At 71.2% G+C, this 19,933-nt stretch carries 15 protein-coding genes, 1 tRNA gene, 1 other RNA gene and 3 pseudogenes; 9 read left to right on the top strand and 11 right to left on the bottom strand.

The genetic code is table 11. The features are described 5' to 3' along the window. Positions 1-22: 22 nt before the first annotated feature. Both AC0B61_RS04185 and ffs read right to left on the bottom strand, forming a co-directional pair. Entirely contained in the window at positions 23-2,209 is a 2,187-nt protein-coding gene (locus AC0B61_RS04185; protein ID WP_471739068.1) for a DNA polymerase III subunit gamma and tau, read from the bottom strand. A gap of 78 nt (positions 2,210-2,287) precedes the next feature. After that, an RNA gene (gene ffs / locus AC0B61_RS04180) (signal recognition particle sRNA small type) lies at positions 2,288-2,384 on the bottom strand. A 108-nt stretch (positions 2,385-2,492) separates the two neighbouring features. On the opposite strand from ffs, the gene AC0B61_RS04175 reads away from it, so the two are divergent. After that, positions 2,493-2,577: transfer RNA gene (locus AC0B61_RS04175), tRNA-Ser, on the top strand. Between the two features lie 182 nt (positions 2,578-2,759). Here the strand turns inward: AC0B61_RS04175 and chrA are convergent. Both chrA and AC0B61_RS04165 read right to left on the bottom strand, forming a co-directional pair. Further along, positions 2,760-3,950, bottom strand: a complete 1,191-nt coding sequence (gene chrA, locus AC0B61_RS04170) for a chromate efflux transporter (protein WP_471739067.1) — start codon at positions 3,948-3,950, stop codon at positions 2,760-2,762. A 178-nt stretch (positions 3,951-4,128) separates the two neighbouring features. Beyond that, a pseudogene (locus AC0B61_RS04165) lies at positions 4,129-5,094 on the bottom strand (tyrosine-type recombinase/integrase); the annotation flags it as partial. On the opposite strand from AC0B61_RS04165, the pseudogene AC0B61_RS04160 reads away from it, so the two are divergent. The 3 genes and pseudogenes from AC0B61_RS04160 to AC0B61_RS04150 form a co-directional block, all read left to right on the top strand. Continuing rightward, positions 5,062-5,832, top strand: a pseudogene (locus AC0B61_RS04160) (DUF3631 domain-containing protein); the annotation flags it as partial. The pseudogenes AC0B61_RS04165 and AC0B61_RS04160 sit on opposite strands and share 33 nt — an antisense overlap. Positions 5,833-6,300: 468 nt before the next feature. Continuing rightward, positions 6,301-6,830, top strand: a pseudogene (locus AC0B61_RS04155) (DUF2637 domain-containing protein); the annotation flags it as partial. Positions 6,831-6,841: 11 nt separating this feature from the next. Beyond that, the gene (locus tag AC0B61_RS04150; RefSeq protein ID WP_471739066.1) at positions 6,842-7,345 is read left to right on the top strand and encodes a hypothetical protein; all 504 of its coding nucleotides are present in this window, start codon (positions 6,842-6,844) and stop codon (positions 7,343-7,345) included. A gap of 387 nt (positions 7,346-7,732) precedes the next feature. On the opposite strand, the gene aspS is transcribed toward AC0B61_RS04150, so the two are convergent. The 5 genes from aspS to AC0B61_RS04125 all read right to left on the bottom strand — a co-directional run bounded on the left by aspS (position 7,733) and on the right by AC0B61_RS04125 (position 11,917). After that, a complete protein-coding gene (aspS, locus tag AC0B61_RS04145; RefSeq protein WP_471739065.1) occupies positions 7,733-9,040 on the bottom strand; it encodes an aspartate--tRNA(Asn) ligase in 1,308 nt (435 codons plus the stop codon). A 131-nt stretch (positions 9,041-9,171) separates the two neighbouring features. Next, positions 9,172-9,666, bottom strand: a complete 495-nt coding sequence (locus tag AC0B61_RS04140) for a hypothetical protein (protein WP_471739064.1) — start codon at positions 9,664-9,666, stop codon at positions 9,172-9,174. Positions 9,667-9,855: 189 nt separating this feature from the next. After that, entirely contained in the window at positions 9,856-10,269 is a 414-nt protein-coding gene (locus AC0B61_RS04135) for a PIN domain-containing protein (RefSeq protein WP_471739063.1), read from the bottom strand. Further along, a complete protein-coding gene (locus AC0B61_RS04130; protein WP_471739062.1) occupies positions 10,251-10,535 on the bottom strand; it encodes a hypothetical protein in 285 nt (94 codons plus the stop codon). Before AC0B61_RS04130 ends, AC0B61_RS04135 begins: the two co-directional genes overlap by 19 nt. A 392-nt stretch (positions 10,536-10,927) precedes the next feature. Continuing rightward, positions 10,928-11,917, bottom strand: coding sequence for a LuxR C-terminal-related transcriptional regulator (locus tag AC0B61_RS04125; RefSeq protein ID WP_471739061.1), 990 nt, complete (start codon positions 11,915-11,917; stop codon positions 10,928-10,930). Positions 11,918-12,235: 318 nt separating this feature from the next. On the opposite strand from AC0B61_RS04125, the gene AC0B61_RS04120 reads away from it, so the two are divergent. From AC0B61_RS04120 to AC0B61_RS04105, 4 genes are all read left to right on the top strand, one after another. After that, on the top strand, positions 12,236-12,445 hold the full coding sequence (locus AC0B61_RS04120) for a hypothetical protein (protein ID WP_471739060.1): 210 nt from the start codon (positions 12,236-12,238) through the stop codon (positions 12,443-12,445). Between the two features lie 6 nt (positions 12,446-12,451). Beyond that, positions 12,452-12,727: a hypothetical protein gene (locus AC0B61_RS04115; RefSeq protein WP_471739059.1), complete on the top strand. Its 276-nt coding sequence runs from the start codon at positions 12,452-12,454 to the stop codon at positions 12,725-12,727. A 145-nt stretch (positions 12,728-12,872) separates the two neighbouring features. Beyond that, entirely contained in the window at positions 12,873-14,201 is a 1,329-nt protein-coding gene (locus AC0B61_RS04110) for an FG-GAP-like repeat-containing protein (RefSeq protein WP_471739058.1), read from the top strand. A gap of 115 nt (positions 14,202-14,316) precedes the next feature. Beyond that, positions 14,317-15,429 (top strand): transglycosylase family protein, encoded by a 1,113-nt coding sequence (locus AC0B61_RS04105; RefSeq protein ID WP_471739057.1) that lies wholly within the window; start codon positions 14,317-14,319, stop codon positions 15,427-15,429. Here the strand turns inward: AC0B61_RS04105 and AC0B61_RS04100 are convergent. After that, the gene (locus tag AC0B61_RS04100) at positions 15,413-15,592 is read right to left on the bottom strand and encodes a hypothetical protein (protein WP_471739056.1); all 180 of its coding nucleotides are present in this window, start codon (positions 15,590-15,592) and stop codon (positions 15,413-15,415) included. The two genes, AC0B61_RS04105 and AC0B61_RS04100, sit on opposite strands and share 17 nt — an antisense overlap. A gap of 78 nt (positions 15,593-15,670) precedes the next feature. Between AC0B61_RS04100 and AC0B61_RS04095 the strand changes: the two genes are divergently transcribed. Beyond that, positions 15,671-17,683 (top strand): FG-GAP-like repeat-containing protein, encoded by a 2,013-nt coding sequence (locus AC0B61_RS04095; protein ID WP_471739055.1) that lies wholly within the window; start codon positions 15,671-15,673, stop codon positions 17,681-17,683. A gap of 160 nt (positions 17,684-17,843) precedes the next feature. On the opposite strand, the gene AC0B61_RS04090 is transcribed toward AC0B61_RS04095, so the two are convergent. Next, entirely contained in the window at positions 17,844-19,850 is a 2,007-nt protein-coding gene (locus AC0B61_RS04090) for an AfsR/SARP family transcriptional regulator (RefSeq protein ID WP_471739054.1), read from the bottom strand. Positions 19,851-19,933 lie beyond the last annotated feature (83 nt).

Genomic DNA, 19,933 nt, shown 5'->3' with positions numbered 1-19,933 from the left:
GAGCCTACGTGCTGCGCCCCGCTCAGGTACCCCGGTGGTGGATCTCCTCCAGCACCGTCGCACCCAACTCGCGGATGATCAGCTCCTGACCGGAGAACGCCTCCTCGTTGAGGTCCGGGTCGTCCTCCTCGGGGATGTCGTCCTCCGGGGCCACCGACCGCACCGGACGGACCGGCGGCGCCGCGGCGGGCGGCGGGGCCTGCACCGGCGCGGAGCGCACGGCCGGGGCCTGCACCGGCGGGGGCGCGACCGCGGGCGCGGGTGCCGGCACGGGGGCGGGCGCCGAAACAGCCGACGGAGCGGCGGCCGGACGGGCCGGGGCTCCCCAGCCGCCACCGCCCTGGGCACCTCCCTGGGCACCGCCGGGCGGGGCAGCGGCCGAGGTGGCTCCGGTGCCCCCGGACGGGTCGACGATGCACTCGACGCGCCAGTCCACGCCCAGCGCGTCGGCCAGCGCGGAGCGCAGCACGTCATCGCTGTTGCTGCCGACGAAGCTGTCCCGGGCGCCGGCGTTGATGAACGAGACCTGCAGCACGTTGCCGTCGAACCCGGCCACCTGGGCGTTCTGGCTGAGCAGGATCCAGGTGAAGCGGCGGCGGTTCTTCACCGCCTCCAGGATCTGCGGCCACAGCTGGCGGATCTGCGCGGCACCCTGCTGCGCGGCGGCCGACGGCTGCCCGCCGGGTGCGGCGGCCGCAGGAGCCGGGGCCGGCACGGGGGCCGGGGCAGGGGCCTGGGCTTGGACGGCCTGCGGCTGCGGTGCGGCAGGCACCGCGGGAGCCTGGGGAGCAGGGGCGGGGGCGCCCCCGGCGGGCGGGAAGCTGCGCGGGATCGGCCAGGCCCCCGGCGCCGGCCCGGCGGGCGCGGCCGGAGGCGGCGGAGCCTGCACGGGCGCTGCCTGCACCGGCGCGACCGGTACAGGCGGTACGGGTGGTACGGACGCCGCGACCGATTCCTGCCCCACGGACGCGGCCACCGGGCCTGCCGCCGGGACTACCCCCGGGTCGGCCACCTGCGCGGCCGTCGGCACCGCGGCGGCGAACCCGCCCGCCGCCGCCCGCCGCTCCAGCTTGTCCAGGCGCGCCTGCAGCGACAGCTCGTCGCTGTACGCCCCGGGCAGCATCACCCGGGCGCAGATCAGCTCCAGCTGCAGCCGGGGCGCCGCGTTGCCGCGCATCTCGGTCAGCCCGGTGTTGACGAGGTCCGCGGCCCGGCTCAGCTCGGCCGCGCCGAACGAGTCCGCCTGCGCCTGCATCACCGCGACCCGGTCCGCCGGGGCGTCGATCAGCCCCTTCTCCCCGGCGTCCGGCACGGTGGCGAGGATCACCAGGTCGCGCAGCCGCTCGAGCAGGTCGGTGACGAAGCGGCGCGGGTCGTGCCCGCCCTCGACCACCCGGTCGACCACCTGGAACACCGTCGCCCCGTCGTTCACGGCGAAGGCGTCCACCACCTCGTCCAGCAGCGCCGAGTCGGTGTACCCGAGCAGCGAGGTCGCCATCTGGTAGGTGACGCCGGCCTCGGCGGCCCCGGCCAGCAGCTGGTCCATGACGGACATCGAGTCACGCACCGAGCCCGCCCCGGCCCGCACCACCAGCGGGAACACCGTGTCCTCGACCTGGATGCCCTCCCGCCCGCAGACGTCCGCCAGGTAGTCGCGCAGCGTGCCGGGCGGGACCAGCCGGAACGGGTAGTGGTGCGTCCGGGACCGGATCGTCCCGATCACCTTCTCCGGCTCGGTGGTCGCGAAGATGAACTTGAGGTGCTCCGGCGGCTCCTCGACGACCTTCAGCAGCGCGTTGAAGCCGGCCGAGGTCACCATGTGCGCCTCGTCCAGGATGAAGATCTTGTACCGGCTGTGCACCGGCGCGAAGAAGGCCCGCTCCCGCAGATCGCGCGCGTCGTCGACACCACCGTGCGAGGCGGCGTCGATCTCGATCACGTCGATCGACCCGGGGCCGCCGGTCGCGAGGTCCCGGCAGGACTGGCACTCCCCGCAGGGCGTCGGCGTCGGCCCCTGTTCGCAGTTCAGGCAGCGGGCCAGGATGCGCGCACTCGTCGTCTTGCCGCAGCCGCGCGGCCCGCTGAACAGGTACGCGTGATTGACCCGGTTGTTACGCAGGGCCTGCTGGAGCGGAGCGGTCACGTGCTCCTGCCCGATGACCTCCGCGAAGGTCTCGGGGCGGTATCGGCGGTACAGGGCTAGGGACACACCCCCGACGATATCGGGACGGACCGACAAACGCGTCGCCCCGCACTCCCCCACCCCCGCCCAGCCCGCCCCCGGGAACGCAAAGACCCCCCGTGCACCCGCCAGAGCCCTCCTACCCTTGCTGCCTTCCGGCCCTGGGGGGGTTCAGAGAGATGACGCCACACGAGGGGCTGAGCCCCACACTACCGGATCCCAGCCCCGACGATCCACAGGCCACCCCCACCCCCCTGCCTGCGGGATAGGTGGTCGCGACCACCCCGAAACATGTACTAAGCTCTCCCACGGAGGATTCGCCTAGAGGCCTAGGGCGCACGCTTGGAAAGCGTGTTGGGGGCAACCCCTCACGAGTTCGAATCTCGTATCCTCCGCCTTTGCCTAGCAAGGCAGTTGAAGGCCCCGACCGGGTTCCCGGTCGGGGCCTTCTTCGTGCCGTGGTCTCAGTTTTGGTCTCAGTTCGGCTCTTGGGCCACAGCGGCGCGCCACTCGCCACCAGTCCTGCGGCACCGGACGCCCGGATGACTGCCGGGCGTCCGAGTCACTACGGCTCCGCTCAGACGGCCCAGCCGACCAGAGCGGCAACGACCCCGAGGACACCGGCCCCGAGAAGGGCACTCACCACCCCACGCTTGGCGGCGAGGAGCCAGAGCGCGGCTGCAGCGAGAACGGCGTATTGCCACGGGTGCTGGAGCGCCAAGGCGAGCGGGATTGCGGACCCCGCGATGGCGCCGATCACAGCGGGGCCGGCACCGGTGAAGAATCCCTGCACGCGGGCGTTGGCTCGGATCGCGTCGAAGCGGGGACCACCGAAGATCACGAACAGGAACGACGGCGCGAAGGCCACGACGGCGGCGAGGAGACCACCGGGCACCCCAGCGGCCGCGTAGCCGACGACGGCGACGGTTTGCACGACCGGGCCTGGGGTGATCTGGCCGAGGGCGACGGCGTTGAGGAACTGGGCGTCGGTCATCCAGTGGTAGTGCTCGACGGCGTCGGCCTGCATCATCGGGATGATGACGAACCCGCCGCCGTAGGACAGGGCACCCACCTTGAATGCCACCCACGCCAGCGCGAGCAGGCCGCCGGCGGTCGCAGGGGCGGCGAGGGCGAAAGGCAGCGGCCAGGCGTTCGCCCGTGCGCGGCCGGGTTCGGGAGCCGGGCGGGTGCGGATGGCCATCTCGATCAGGCCGCTGACGATGAGAACCAGGACCAGCCACGGTCCGGTCAGCGCGGCTGCGGTGCCGCCGACGAGCGCGTAGGCGAGCCAGCGGGTCCGGGCCGGGCGAGCGGCGCCGGCACGCTGCCAGCTGGCGGGGACCAGCGCGGTCGCGGCCTGAACCGCAACCGCGGCCACTGCGGCACCGGCACCTGCGGCGGCACCAAGCACCCACAGCGGCGGGTTGCCTGCCAGGAACAGCGCCGCGAGGCCGAGGATTAGAACCAGGCCGGGCACGATGAAGCAGAACCCGCCAACGAGCGCGCCAGGAAGGCCGCGAAGCCGCCACGCGGTGAAGATCGCCAGCTGCGTGGAGGCCGGGCCGGGCAGCAGGTTGGTCGCGGCGATGCCGTCCTCGAACTCGGCGGCGGCCATCCAGCCGCGCCGCTCGACGCACAGCTGACGCAGCAGAGCGATGTGGGTCGGCGGGCCGCCGAAGCCGATGCAGCCGATCCGCCCCCACTCACGCGCGATCGTGCCCAGCCCGACCTTCACCGGCCGCCGGCCCTGCTCCTGCCCGTCGCCCACCGAGGTTTCCTTCCATATCCGTGCCCCTTGCCGGGCGGGGCAGGGTACCGGGCGCGTGTGAACACCATGCAGTGGCACCCCCCATCGCTCGGGGCTGGACAATTCCCATGCAAGACCCAGGGGCCCGGCGGCGTCGCCGAGCCCCCTGGGTCCTGGGTGCTTTGGACTAACCCGGCACTCAGGCCGCGTCTTCGTCGGGCTCCTCTGGGCCGGACCCGACGTGGCCCCACAGAGCCGCGCCGATCTTCTTGCCGACGTCGTGCAGCATCGGCTCGGTGACGTGCTGGTAACGCTGGGCCATCGAGGTCGAGGACCAGCCCATGATCGCCATCACGATCCGCTCCGGCACGCCGAGCAGGAGGAGGACGGTCGAGGCGGTGTGGCGGGCGTCGTGGAGGCGGCCGTCACGGATGCCGGCCTCGCGCAGGAGCCGCTTCCAGTGGTGGTAGTCGGTGCTGGGGTTGAGCGGCTCGCCGGTCTCCGAGGTGAAGACGTAGCCCTTGTCCGTCCAGAGGTCGCGCGCGAGGGCCCGCTCCCGGTCCTGCTCCTCCTTGTGCAGCCGGAGGATCACGACGAGTTGCTCGGGCAGCGGCACGGCGCGTCGCCCGGCTCGGGACTTGGTGTCCTTGGTCTCGCGCCGGATCGGCTCCTTCTGCGGGCAGAAGCCGGGCTTGCGCCCGCAGCGGTCGCCGCAGCCGTGCCGGTACTTGGGCCGCAGCCGACCGCGCTTGACCCAGGCGACGCCTCGGGCGAAGTCGACGTCCTTCCACTGGAGCCCGAGCACCTCGCCCTGACGCAGACCGAGGGCGAGCGCGAAGATCCAGCGAGCGGAGTTGCGGCGCTTGCGCGCCGTGTCCATGAGCGTCTGGACCTCCTCGATCTCGAACGGCTCGACCTCCTCTTCTTCTTCTTCGAGCTTCGGGGCCTTGGCGATCGTGGCCACATTGCGGGTGAGATGTTGGCGCCGTACCGCCTCGCCGAGGGCTACCCGGACCGTGCGGTGGGCCTGGTGGGCAGTACCGGCGGCGCTGCCGCTGGCCTGCATCTTCTTGTAGAAGCGCTCCAGGTGCTCGGGCTCCAGCTTCTCCAGGCGGTGCGCGCCGAGGCCGGGAACGAGGAGATGCGCGGCCTGCTCAACGCCGGACACCAGCGCGACCGCTACGTGCTGCGGGTCGTCGGCAACGACCACACCCCGCGCAAGTTCCCCACCTTCGCCATGGCGGCCATCGCCGGCATCGGCGACCTCCCCGACACGATCATGGACCGCTCGATCGTGATCCGCATGCGCCGCCGAGCCGAGGGCGAGCGCGTCGCCCCGTACCGCACCCAGCGGGACCGGCCCGCCCTGCACGCGATCCGCGACAAGATCGCCCGCTGGACGGCATCCCTCGCTGACCGGGCCCTGCGCCTGGAGCCCGCCATGCCGGTCGAGGACCGCGCCGCCGATACCTGGGAACCCCTGGTGATCATCGCCGACCTCGCCGGAGGACCCTGGCCCCGCCTGGCCCGCCAGGCGTGCAAGCGCATGGTCGACGCCGAGGTCCAGACCGAGGAGGACAACCCCGGCGGCGCGCGGATCCTCGCCGACATCCGTCGGATCTTCCACGCCGCCGGTGAGCCGGACAGCATCGCCACCGACCAACTGCTGTTCAACCTCAACGGCGACCCCGAGGCCCCCTGGGCCGAGACCAGCCGAGGCGGGCTGACCCCGCGCGGCCTCGGCGCGATGCTCCGCGAGTTCGGCATCTCCTCCGGCAACGTCCGCATGCCCGACGGAACCCAGCGCAAGGGCTACCTGCGCCACAAGTTCCTCGACGCCTGGCGGCGCTACTGCCCCACCGTCCACCCCGTGACCGCCACCGCAGCGGGCAGCAGAGGCTGACCACCCTCCCCGAAATGCCGTCCCTGCCGTCCCAGCCGTAACACCGCAGGTCACCGCACCTGCCGCCAAAACGGAACGGCACCCCAAGACGGCAACTCCATCCGCACCAAGACGGATCAGGCCCACACCAAGACGGCAGACGTCCACTCCCACCAGCGGCCCGCCACTGTCCCCACCCGGGGCGCGAGCGGCGGGCCCTGGCCGGGACGGGAAACACATCCGTCTTGTGCCGTCCCAGCCGTCCCTGCCGTAAAACCGCAGGTCAAGACCCATGCCGCCGGGACGGATACGAGCCCCAAGACGGATAACGCACTGTCCCGAACCCGAACTCCGCCGTGTCCACGGCACCACCCGGGCAGCCGAGCCCGCCCCAGTCCGGGGCCTGTCCCGCAGGCCCAAGACGGCAAGACGGCAGAGACGGCAATCCCACAAACCACCACCGCCCGACCCGCGAGGACCACCTTCCGCATGACCGCCACCACCCCACCGCGTCTGCCCCGCCCGGACGCCGTCCTCGTACAGGCCGCCATCGCGGGCGCCCTGTCCTTCGCCCACTTCCACGACATCGCCGAAGCCGCCGGACAACACGGCTGGAAAGCCTGGGCCTACCCGGTCTCGGTCGACCTGCTGCTCGTCGCCGCCTGGCAGCGCATGCGGACCCTGCGCACCACCGGACGTCCCGCCAGCACCGCCTGGACCTGGTTCGCCATCGCCCTGACCGCCCCCTCGGCGCCAACGTCGCCACCGCCGGACTCCTCGACCTCGCCCACGTCCCCGCCTGGCTACGGATCCTCGTCGCCGGATGCCCGCCCTCACCGCACCCGCCCACACCCGCGCCGAACTACGAGCCGCCGCAACCGCGTTCAACCGCGCCACCCGATCCAAGGTCCGTGCCGAACACCAGCAGGCCGCAGCCCTCCGCACCGCCGCCAAGCAACTCCTGCACACCGCCGGCTCCGGTGAGGACGGCGCCACCGCCGCCGCCCTGCTGTCCACCGCCGTCTTCGTCATGATCGCCATTGCCCGCTGGCACCAGACCCGAGGCCACCAGCAGCAAGCCCACGCCGCCCAGCAGTCCCTCGTCCACCTGCGAACCGCCTACCGGCAGACCGCCGAGCCGGTCATCGCCGACCTCACCCGCCGCACCCCCACCCCCAAGACCACCGACCGCCTCGCTGCCCAGGTCCACGCCGCCGTCCCCGACCACGCCCAGCGCATCCTCGCCGATCCGTCCTGGCCCGCCCTGGCCACGGCGCTCGCCCAGGCCGAATCCTCCGGCCAACCACCCAGCCGAGCCCTCGCCGAGGCCGCCCAGCAACGGGAGCTCACCACCACCGACCGACCCGCCGAAGTCCTCCTCTGGCGCCTGCGCAACGCCACCAGCGACCGCATCGACCAGCGCACCCAGGCCGCACGCGCCCGCACCACCAGCACCACCACGAAGGCCACGCCCACCACACCCGCTGTGCCGACCGGCGCCAAGGCCGCCAACGACCCCACCCGCCGACACTGATCACTTCACCAAGGGCTCACGCGCCCTGAACCCCGCCCACCCAAGCCACACGAACGCCCGTGCGCACAGATGTCGCTTCGATGTCTTCTCCGGCGGCCGGGAACCATCCCGGCCGCCGTGCGTCTTGTGTGCTTGCCAACCGTCACCCAACACCGAAGGGCACCACTTGACAGCTGGGCTGACTGCCACGAGGCCATGATCGCCATGGGCTTCGACGGACTTCTCGCCGGAGCGGTCTGGTCCTGACGGGCGGTATCGCAGCGCGGGTGAGCACGCTCAAGCCGACGACGGCAGGGGCTCGGAATTTACGAGTCGCGCCACTCCGTCCACAGGTGCAGGACCGGCTCGCTGCAGCCGTTCAGGCCGCGATCCCCCGAACGCTCCCAGCTACGGCTCCAGGCGGTGGGGCCCGCGGAAGAGGAAGGTGACCTCGCGGATGGTGGGGAGGCCCAGGAGCAGCATGAGAAGCCTGCCAAGGCCGAGACCGAGGCCGCCGTGGGGCGGGGTGCCGAAGCGGAAGCAGTTCAGGTAGCTGGCGAGGGGCTCAGTCTCCATACCCTTCTCGCGGGCCTGGGCGATGAGACGCTCGTGACGGTGCTCGCGCTGGGCGCCGGTAGTGATCTCGATGCCCTTCCACAGCAGGTCGAACGACTCGGTGACGGTGGGGTCGTCCTCGGGCCTCAGGTGGTAGAAGGGCCGGATTGAGGCGGGGAACCGCGTCACGAACACGAACTCGTGCCCGGTCTCCTCCGCGATCAGGGCGGAGAGCTTGCGCTCGCCTTCGGGGTCGAGGTCTTCCTTGATGCCTTCGGGGTCCCATCCGGTGGCCCGGAGCTTGGTGAGGGCGTCAGCCATTGTGATGCGCGGGAACGGTGTCTCGGGGACCACGACTTGGGCGCCGAAGTGCTCGGTGATGGCGTCGCCGTGGCGCTCGGAGACCTGCTGGAGGACGCGCTGGAGGAGGCGTTCCTCGAAGGCCATGACGTCCTCGACGCCGTCGATCCAGGCGAGTTCGGCGTCGACGCCGGTGAACTCGGTGGCGTGGCGGGAGGTGAAGGACGGCTCGGCGCGGAAGACGGGGCCGATCTCGAAGACCTTGTCGATGCCGGCGGCGATGGCCATCTGCTTGTAGAACTGCGGGGACTGGGCGAGGTAGGCGGTGCGCTCGAAGTAGCCGACCTTGAACACCTCGGCTCCGGACTCGGAGGCGGTGCCCATCAGCTTGGGGGTGTGGAGTTCGGTGAAGCCCTCCTCGGCGGTGACCTCGCGCATGGCCTGCTCGACGGTGGTCTGCACCGCGAAGATCAGGTGCTGCGAGGGCCGGCGGATGTCGAGGAAGCGCCAGTCGAGTCGCTGGTCCAGACCGGTGTGCTCGTCGATGGGCAGCTTCGGCTCGGCCGGGGAAACGACCTCGACGCGCTCGGGGACGATCTCCAGGCCGCCGAGCTTGACCTGCGGGTTGGCGACGACCTTACCGGTGATCTTCACGGCGGACTCGGCGGTGATGCTCTCGAAGGCTGCCTCGATCTCGTCGCCTTCGCCGCCTCGGGCGTGGGTGACCTGGACGAGGCCGGTGTGGTCGCGGACCAGCACGAACTGCATGCGCCGCTGGAGGCGAAGTGTGTTGATCCAGCCGTAGACGGTGACCGTCTCGTCGAGGTGGCTGGGCAGGTCTGCGACGAGGGTGCGCGTCATGGCTGGCAACTCCCTGGTTGCGGGCGCGTTGGTCGCGCCAATGGCGTCGGACGGTAGACGGCCGCCCGGGGGGACTGGCTCACCATAACCGAACCTGTCCCTCCCGTGCGGCCGGATTGAGCCGTTCGCGATCACGCGAGGCTGAACACGCCGGAGAAGACCGGGAGTTCGTAGCGGTCGATGATGTCATTGAAGCCGACGTGGACGTCGATCAGTCCGTCGAGGTCGTACTGGAACGGGATGTCCATCTGCTTGACGACGAACGGGGTGAGGACGGTCGGCGCGGGGCACACGCCCAGGTCGGCGATGGTCTCCAGACCGCGGAGAGTGTCTTCGGCCGGCTCGATGCCGGCGAGCAGGCAGCTGCCGACTTCGAGGCGACCGAAGACGTCGACTGCGTCGGCGAAGACGGCTGTGTAGTCGTCGAAGGTCAGGGTGCCCTTGTAGCCGTGGACGTAGCGCTGGCGGTAGTCGTTGTTGACGATCTCGACGCCGGAGTTGAAGCGGCTGATCCCGGCTTCGCGCAGCGTGGTCAGGTAGTCGTGGCGGTGGGCTGCGTCGCGGCGCATGCGGTCGGGGATGACCTGGGAGACGTAGATGCCTCCGGTGTAGCCGATTCGGCGCAATGTCGATCCCCGTTCCAGGGTCGCGTTCACGCGATCCGAGCGGGGTTGTCGTACGACAACCTTGGCCCAACCGGGCAGCACGAAGTCCCCGACCGGGAATCCGGTCGGGGACTTCGACGTCTACGTCTCGACTTCTGGCTCACCACGCTCGGGCCAGACTCTGGCCCCGCCTGCTTTCGAACGCGAGTTTCAGACAGCCACGAGTCGGACGCGGTCACCACACAGCTTGGTCATGTCATCGATATCCGACGTAAGCAACACGACAGGCCGCTGCTGCCGCAGCGCCATCTCAGCCACTGCCGCGTCGATCGCGTACTTGTGACCGTGGAGACCCGCGGCGATCAGCATCGTGGAAGCCGCTCGGGCCTCCTCGTCCCCCACGTGCACGATCCGTAGTCCAGAGAGAATCCACCGGAGGCGAGCCTGGTCGGTCCGGCTGTGCACGGCTTCGATGATGGTCAGAGCGCTGATCACCACCTCCATCCCGCGCTTCCGGGCCTCCGCGACCAGCGCGATGGCAGACTCGTGGTCGCTGAGTAGTTTGGAGAGACCCTCAGAGTCGAGCACCAGGGTGCCCTCGTGGCTCAGCTTGCGACGGGCCATCCACCCTCCTCTGTGAACACCTCGTCGAAGATCTGCCGAGCCCGATCCTGCTCAGCAGACGAGATCGGTCCCTTCCGGCGCTCATAGTCGGCCAGGTACTCGTCGAGGATCTGACCACGCAGCTCGCGCTCCACGGCAGCGGTGATGAACGCCGAGAACTCACGCTTGCCCACACGCTGGCGGATCGCCTCGGCCGTACCTTCGGGCAGGGAGAGGCTGACCCTGGTGGCCGGCCCCTCACCGATGCTGTAGGGCATCTCAGTCATGGATCTAGATTATCAAAGAAGTAGGAATTAGGGGCCCCTGGTCTGGACTCCTGGTCGGCGTGGTTGCAGTTTTGGTTGCATTCACCTCCGTCCAGCGCCGTCCGGGGTCCAGCGAGCGAGGCGTTCAGTCGCAGGTCAGGCCGCCCACGGGCACCCCCGAACACCCAGGCGAACAGTTGGAAAGCGTGTTGGGAGCAATCCCTCACGAGTTCGAATCTCGTATCCTCCGCCTTGATCGAAGGCCCGGGCCGCTCAGCGGTCCGGGCCTTCGTCGTTGCGGGGTTGCCGTCGATCCTTCTCCGGTGGGTTCGGACCCAGCCGATGGCATCCGAACACCACGGTCTTGACCAGCGGGAACGGCGGGCGCCCCCGGGGAATCACCCAGGCCGGGCTCAGAGCCAGCCGCGGTGGGCCGCCTTGAGGCCCGCCTCGAACCGGCTGGTGGCGTCCAGGCGCTCCATGAGGGCGGCCATCTGGCGACGGACGGTTCGCAGGGAGACCCCGAGACGCTTGCCGGCGGCCTCGTCGGTCAGGCCGGTGGCGAGGAGTTTCAGCAGCTCCTTCTCGGTGGGGTTCAGGCCGGTGTCCGCCTCGCGCTGACGGTCCGCCCCGAGCGGGACGGCGGTGTCCCAGGCTTGCTGGAACAGGACGAGCAGCGCGGCCACGATCCCCTGCTCGCGCGTGCAGAGCGCCCCGCGGCCGGTGTGCGTGGGGTCGATCGGCAGTACGGCGACCTGCCGGTCGAACACCAGCATGCGAGGTGGCAGGACCGGGGCGGTACGCACCTGTCCGCCGGCGTCCGTCATCCACTGCGCGTACGCGAGGGTGGCCTGATCGTTGCGCACGCTGTCCTGGTAGAGCGTCATCAGGGTGACACCGCGTCCCAGCGCCTCCGCGTCGAGCGGCCTGGACGCGTCGAGGCTCTCCTGGGACCGGCCGCCTCCGGGCATCACCGCCAGGCATTCGCCCTGCAACTCCTTGGCCAGCAGCCTCAGCTTCGCCTGGACCGCCTCCATCCCGACCAGGCGCTCCGAGCCGCGCGCGGCAGCGGCTCCCGATCGCAGTTGGGCGCAGTCGGCCACCGCGCGGACCATCTCCGCCTTCTGCGCCGCCAGTTCGTGCTGGCGGCGGGCGAGCTCCTCCTCCTGCCGAAGGAGCATCAGTTCCAGTGCGACCGGGGGCTCGACCACGCGCAGCCCGGTCGGGTGGAAGGGGGAGTCACGCACGATCGTGAGATCGGTGAGTTCGTCGAGCGCCTCGCGCACCGTGGTCTCCGGCAGGGCCAGCTGCGCGCACAGCTCCGTCACCCCGACCTCGGGGTCGGTGAGCATCCCCCGGTAGACGGCCTCGACGGCCCGGTCCAGCCCCAGCATTTCCAGCATGGAAGCGCCCCCCGCCTGCCACTGAAAGTTCGTTGCCCAGCTTCGCAGGCGATCCTTCCAGCAAGGGACAGCAGTGGCAACCAAGTCCGGCCCACCCGGACCCGGCGGCCGGAGGTGCCAAGAGGCGGCGAGAGGCACCGAGAGGCACCAAGGTGACAGGCCCATTGGCCCGTTGGCGCCAGGCCGAACCCATTCCGCTGGGCCCCTCCGGGCAGCAAGATATCGATCACCGGCACGGCGGAGGGAACGAAACCCGCTCGCCGGGACCGCTCCGAGGCCTCCCGCCTCCCCACACACTTCACCGACAGGGATACCGCCATGCCTAACGCCGCTCGCCTGCTCAAGGTCTCCGCCGTCACAGCCGCGCTGTTCCTCGGCGCCGCGCCGGCCGCGCTGACGGCTACGGCCGGCGCGCAGACGACGGCGGCGGCGGCGAGCGTCACGGCGAGCTCCATCGGCTGGGACGTCACCCCGGCCGGCTCGGCACTCAGCGGCGGCCCGCAGGCCGACAGCATCGGTTGGGACTGACCGACCGTGCATGTCGTTCACCTGACCCTGCACCAGGTGGAGCGCACGGGCTCCGAGGAAGCCGACGCGCACATCGTGCACGATGCCCTGTGGGCGCACGCCGAGCCGCGCCACGGCCTGGAACACGTCCGCGCCCGTGCCGGTCCGCACGGTATCGACCTCGTCCTCTTCGTCCGGGCCGGCAGCCGGAGTGAGGCAGCGGCACAAGCGTGCGAGCTGATCGGCTTCGCCACCAGGTCACAGATCTCTTCCCGGTACGTCATACCGCTGCTCGGGCGGTAAGGCTCCGCCCTCCCCGCAGAGCCCTCCCGCGCAGAGCCCTCCCGCGCAGAGCCCTCCCGCAGGGCCCCCAGAGCCCTCTTCCCACAGGCTCCCCGCGCCCTGGCGCGGCCTCCGCCGCGCCACCCGTCATCGAAGGATATATGTCATGAGCATGTCTATACGTCGCCTCAAGCAGACCGGTCTCGCCGCGATCGTCGCCGCCACCGCGGTGAGTGGCCTGATGGTCGCCCCGGCCCACGCGAGCACGACGTCCTCGATCGCCGCCACCGCGACCGCCGAGGTCGGCAACGGGCCCTGCGCCCACGGCGGTTACTCGTCCGGGCTGAACAGCCAGAGCAGCAGTTGCGACGGCTCCGGCGGCCAGTCCCAGGCCTGGTGCGCGGACTTCGTCGGCTGGGTGTGGTCCCAATACGACGTCGCCCACCTCTCCGCGATCGACAACACCGCCGCCAGCGTCTACGACTACGGCAAGACCTACGGCACCCTCCACGGCACCCCGCAAGTGGGGGACGCCGTCGTCTACGACTACGACTCCTCCAGCGACCACGCCGAACACGTGGCGCTGGTCACCGCGGTGGGCGGCGGCTCCATCACCGTGGTCGGCGGCAACGAGGGCCACTCGCACGGCTACACCCAGGGCATCGTGCAGCAGGAGAGCACCTCCAGCTACGCGGTGGGCGACGCGCCCTGGGGCGGCCAGACCATCAGCGGGTACATCAGCCCGGTCGTGAAGCCCTCCGTCACCTTGAACTACTCGCAGACGGTGGCCGGGGACTACAACGGCGACAAGGTCTCCGACCTGTTCGCCAAGGACTCCGCCGGAAACCTCTCCGTCTGGACCGGCAACAAGGGCGCGGGCTTCAGCACCAAGAAGCAGCTCACCAGCGGCTGGAACTTCACCCAGACCGCCACCGCCGACTTCACCGGCGACGGCACGGCCGACCTCATCGCCAGCGACAGCAGCGGCAACCTCTACCTCTGGACCGGCAACGCGGGCGGCGCGTTCAGCACCAAGAAGCTGCTGACCAGCGGCTGGAACTACACCCAGACCGTGGCCGGCGACTTCCGGGGCACCGGACACGCCGACATCATCGCCCAGGACGCCAGCGGCAACCTCTACCTGTGGCCCGGCAACGGCAACGGCACCTTCGGCGCCAAGAAGCTGCTGACCAGCGGCTGGAACTACACCCAGACCACCGCCGCCGACTTCACCAGCGACGGCATAGCCGATCTGGTCGCCCGGGACTCCTCCGGAAACCTCTACCTCTGGAGCGGCAACGCGGGCGGCGCGTTCAGCACCAAGAAGCTGCTGACCAGCGGCTGGGACTTCACCCAGACCACCGCGGGTGACTTCACCGGCAGCGGCCACGCCGACCTGATCGCCCGCGACGACACCACCGGCACCCTCTACCGCTGGGCCGGCAACGGCAGCGGCGGCTTCGCGGCCAAGGTCCAGGTCACCACCGGCTGGTAGCGCCTGCTGGTAGCGCCTGCTCCGCCGCTCGCCCCCGGTGTCCCGCGCTGACGCGCTGCGCGGGACACCGGCTGCCCGACTCCCCACACACGCCCTGACCACGATCGGAAGTCCCGTGCGCCTCAACAACCGTAAGAACCGTCACGCCCTGGCCCTGGCCGTCGCCGCCTGCACCGCCCTGGTCGCCTCGTTGGCCGGCACCGGCAGTGCCGCCGCCGCCTCCGTCAGCACCTGGGAGAAGGTCGCCCAGTGCGAAAGCAGCGGCGACTGGAGCATCAACACCGGCAACGGCTACTACGGCGGCCTGCAGTTCGACCTCAGCACCTGGAACGCCTACGGGGGCCAGCAGTACGCCGCCTATCCCCACCAGGCCACCGAGAACCAGCAGATCACGATCGCCGAAAAGGTCCTGGCCGCACAGGGACCCAGCGCATGGCCGCAGTGCGGCGCCTCGAACGGCCTCGGCACGGACAAGCAGAGCCCGTTCCCGTCCGTGACGCTGAACTACTCGCAGACGGTGGCCGGGGACTACAACGGCGACAAGGTCTCCGACGTGTTCGCCAAGGACTCGGCCGGCAACCTCTTCGTCTGGACCGGCAGCAAGGGCGCGGGCTTCAGCACCAAGAAGCAGCTCACCAGCGGCTGGAACTACACCCAGACCGCCACCGCCGACTTCAACGGCGACGGCATCGCCGACCTCATCGCCAGCGACAGCAGCGGCAACCTCTACCTCTGGACCGGCAACGCGGGCGGCGCGTTCAGCGCCAAGAAGCTGCTGACCAGCGGCTGGAACTACACCCAGACCACCGCCGCCGACTTCCGGGGCACCGGACACGCCGACATCATCGCCCAGGACTCCAACGGCAACCTGTACCTGTGGCCCGGCAACGGCGACGGCACCTTCGGCGCCAAGAAGCTGCTGACCAGCGGCTGGAACTACACCCAGACCACCGCCGCCGACTTCACCGGCGACGGCATAGCCGACCTGGTCGCCAAGGACTCCTCCGGACACCTCTACCTCTGGAGCGGCAACGCGGGCGGCGCGTTCAGCGCACCCGTCAAGCTCACCGACGGCTGGAGCTACAGCCAGACCACCGCAGGCGACTTCACCGGCAGCGGCCACGCCGACCTCGTCGCCCGTGACGACACCACCGGCACCCTCTACCGCTGGGCCGGCAACGGCACCGGCCACTTCGCTGCCCCCATCTCCCTCACCACCGGCTGGTAGTCGCCCTCACCACCGGTCGGCGCTGGCCCTCACCACCGGCCGGCAAGCGCGGCGCAGCCCGTAACACCGCGCCCAGCACCAGGGCCAGGGCCAACACCAACACCAGCACCAGCACCAGCACCAGGGCCAGGGCCAGGGCCAGCACCAACGCCAGGATCAGCACGAAGGAGTCATACCAGTGAAACGCAGCAGCAGGGCCACGCAGCAACGTCCGCGCACACCGGGAGGCCGAGCAGCAGCAGTGGCCACGGCCCTGTGCTGTGGACTCGTCACGGCCCCTTTCGCGGCCGCCGCCCCGGCCGTCGCCAGCACCACCGGCTGCGCGGCCTACCCGACGCCGTCGGCGGCCACCAGCCGGCCCAGCCCGGCGACTTCGCCGTGGACGGGCAGCTGGGGCACCGCCCTGAGCACCGCCGGACCGGCCGCGCAGTCCGGCGTGTCAGGCCGGCAGACCCTGCGGATGGTCGTGCACAGCAGCATCGCCGGTGACAGCGCCCGGATCCACCTGGCGAACACCTTCAGCTCGGCCCCGGTCACCATCGGCCACGCGACGATCGCCGTCCAGGGCTCGGGCGCGACCCCGGCGGCCACGCCCGCCACGCTGACCTTCGGCGGCGGCCAACAGACCGTCATCCCGGCCGGTGGTGACGTCTACAGCGACCAGGCCGCCTTCCCGGTCACCGCCGACGAGAACCTCCTGGTGAGCATCTACCTGCCCGATCCGGTCAGTTCTGCGCCCTACCACCCGGACGCCCTCACCACCTCGTACACCAGCTCCCCCGGCGACAGCGCCGACCACGCCGCAGGGGCCGGCAGCACCGGCTTCACCACCGCCTACTACCACTGGGCCTACCTGAGCGGACTCGACGTCACGGCGGCCGGCAGCGGCGGAACGGTCGTGGCCATCGGGGACTCGCAGACCGACGAAGGCCACACCACGGCCGACACCGACCGCCGCTGGGTCGACGACTACGGCAGGGCGCTCCAGGCCCAGCCGAACCCGATGGGCGTGGTGAACGAGGGGCTCTCGGGCAACCGTCTGCTCACCGATGTGACCGGGCAGAAGGCTGCCTACGGGGCCAGCGCCCTCACCCGGTTCGACCGCGACGTGCTGGCCCAGCCCAACGCCCGCTCCGTGATCCTCTACGAGGGCATCAACGACATCTCGCTCGACGGCGCGACGGACGCCGCCCTGGAAGCCGGAATCCAGCAACTGTCCAGGCGGGCACACGCCAAGGGACTCAGCTTCAGCGTCGCCACCATCCCGCCCTTCGAGGGCAACAGCATGTACTCGGCGGCCAAGGACAACGTCCGGCAGTGCGTCAACGCCTACATCCGCACCACCTCCGACATCGACCACTACCTCGACTTCGACCAGGCCACCCGCGATCCGCTGGCACCCAGCCACCTCTTCGCCGGGTACTACAACCGGGGTGACGACCAGCTGCACCTCAACGACAACGGCAGCCAGGTCCTGGCGAACACCATCGCCGCCCCGCCGGCGTCGCCCCCCGTCCCCCCGAACTTCTCGCAGCAGGTGGCCGGCGACTTCCGGGGCACGGGCCACGCCGACCTCATCGCCCGGGACCCGGCCGGCAACCTCTACCTGTGGCCCGGCAACGGCGACGGCACCTTCGGCAGCCGCGTGCTGCTCACCGGCGGCTGGAACTTCACCCAGACCACCGCCGCCGACTTCAACGGCGACGGCATAGCCGACCTCATCGCCAGCGACAGCAGCGGCAACCTCTACCTCTGGACCGGCAACACGGGCGGCACGTTCAGCACCAAGAAACTGCTGACCAGCGGCTGGAACTTCACCCAGACCACCGCCGCCGACCTCACCGGCACGGGCCACGCCGACCTCATCGCCCGCGACTCCGCCGGCAGCCTCTACCGCTGGCCCGGCAACGGCGACGGCACCTTCGGCAGCCGCGTCCTGCTCACCGGCGGCTGGAACTACACCCAGACCACCGCCGCCGACCTCACCGGCACGGGCCACGCCGACCTCATCGCCCGCGACGACGCCACCGGCACCCTCTACCGCTGGCCCGGCAACGGCGACGGCACCTTCAGCGCGAGGACGGCGGTCACCACCGGCTGGGCCCCGTTCTCCCAGACCACCGCCGGCAAGTTCCGCGGCACCGCCGCCGCCGACCTCATCGCCCGCGACGACACCACCGGCGATCTCGACGAGTGGGACAACACCGGCAACGCCTCCTTCACCCGACCCCTGCGCCTCACCGGCGGCTGGTAGGCAGCCTCCCTCCCCGCCGAGGCCTCGGAACCCTGCACGAACGCGGCGTTCAAGGCCCGGACCGCTCGGAGGCCCGGGCCTTCGTCGTGCCTCTGGGCTGGTCCCATGATCGGAGGTAGCCGGACCTGGCTAGTTCGGAGGAGCGTCGCGACGTCAGCGGTTACAGATCAACGTCGGCTGGCCCTGGCGACCTGTGCAACGCCACGGCGATGGCAGTGAGGTAGCGCTCGACGGGCCCCAGCGTGAGCAGGCCGCTGCCCGCGCCCGCGAGTTCGCCGGCCGCGGGCAGCAGCCGTGCCTGGACGCGCGTCAGCACGACAGGGTCGCCGACCTCCAGCGCAACCGTCGCCTCCAGGCAGCAGCACGCCTCGTACAGCAGATCCCTGGGCGGCTCCGGCAGTGCGCGTAGCGCGGCCTTCGCCTCGGTGTGGCGCCCGGCCTGCAGCAGCGCGAACGGCTCGGCCCAGAGGCGGTAAGGCCCCCAGTCGGCCTGCAGGTCGACCCCGGTCGATGCCGGCCCGGACAGCGTCCTGTTCGCGAGGCGCAGGGACAGCAGCGCGAGCGGCAGCAGGCCGCGCTCCAGGCCGGGCATGCCGGTGCCGTCCAGCCGCGCGGCGGCGGCCCGGTAGGCGCTCTCAGCCTGCGGAATCCGACCGGACGCGGCCAGCCGCAGCGCCCGGTACCACTGGGTGAAGTTCCCGACGAGCGGCAGTTCGTGACGCTCGGCCAGGCGGTCGGCAGCGGCGGCATGTTCATCCGCCGCTCGGAAGTCGGCGAGTGCGCTACGTGCCTGAAGCCGGATGAGGTGACCGAGCACCTCGAAGGTCGGCAGGCCGTGCCTGGAGGCCAGCGCGATCAGCTCCGCGCCGATCCCGTCCCGGCGCGGAGCGAGGCCGGCCCGGGCGAAGGACTGCAGGAACGTGCCGTTGAGCGCGAAGGCCAGCAGCGCGGGATCGTCGAGGCGACGGGCGATCTCCTCCGCCTCCCGGGCTGCTTGCGGCCCGCGCCGGTCCCCGCTGCCGCGCGTTTCCAACGCGATCGCGGCGAGCAGGCGGCCGCGCGCCGCGTCGTGAGCGCCACTCGGCAGAGCGGTGAGCGTGCGCTCGGCGGCTGCGACGATCTGCTGCGCCAGCTGGGGATCGTCGCTGCGGGTCCAGATCGCGGGGACGTCGAACGCGCCGATCACCCGGGCGGTCAGTTCCGGGTCGCCGGACTCCTCCGCCGCCGTGATGGCCGCCATGCGGTGTTGCCGAGCAGCCTCCAGCCCACCGCCCCCGGTCACCGCGAGGCTCCGGAGCAGGCTCATCGTGGTCTCCAGCCGGGCGCGGGCACCGACAGCGACCGCACGGTCGTAGGTCGTAGCCGCCTCTGTCCACAACCGGGCGGCCGTCGCCTCCGGATCGGCTGGAAGGTCGAGTCCGGGCGCCTGGGCAAGGATGTCCGCCTCCAGGCGGCGCAGGTGCGGGCCCGGGTCCACGCCCAGCCGGCCGACCAGCGTCGCCCGCGCCCGGCGCAGTACGCCCAGCGCGTCTCCCTGACGGTCCATCCGGTACAGCGCCAGCGCCAGCAGCCGCCAGGCGTCCTCGCGCCAGGGGTGGTCGACAAGGTGCGCGTCCAGATCGGGGACCGCCTCGGCAGCCAGGCCCAGCGCCAACTGTGCCCCGGCTCGCCGTTCCACCGCCTGCATCCGCAGCTCGGCAAGGCGGGAACGCTCGCCACGAGCCCACTCCTCCTGCGCGAACTCGGCGTAGGCAGGCCCTCGCCACAACTCGAGTGCCTCCTCCAACCGCGACAACGCGTCCTCGGTCGACAACTTCGTGGCAGCGCCGAGAGCCGCCTCGAAGCGCCAGGCGTCCACGGCGTCCGGCTCGGCTCGCAGCACGTACCCGGGACCGTCGGTGACCAGCAGGCGGGCGGGGGCGCGGGGCGGACGGTCCGGTTCCAGGGCTCGCCGAAGCGCTCCGACGAAGGTCTGTACGGCGCCCACCGCGCCGGGCGGCGGGTCCGTCCACAGATCCTCGACCAGGCGGCCGACCGGGACCACGCGGCGGCGGGCCACGATCAGGCGGGCCAGGACTGCGCGGTGCCGCGGCCCCTTCAGCGCGAGCGCACCGCCACCGCCCTCGGCCTTGACCGGCCCGAGCACACCGAAGGTGATCCGCTCCACATCCCACCTCCCCGACCGCCCCCTGCCGCCACGGTACGCGCTGATCGGCTGCTGATTCGCGCCCGGCACGCTCGAGGTGTCCG

The sequence above is a fragment of the Kitasatospora sp. NPDC023385 genome (assembly GCF_055664045.1).
The sequence above is the reverse complement of the archived record's forward strand: the minus strand, read 5'-3'. Positions and strand labels throughout refer to the sequence as shown.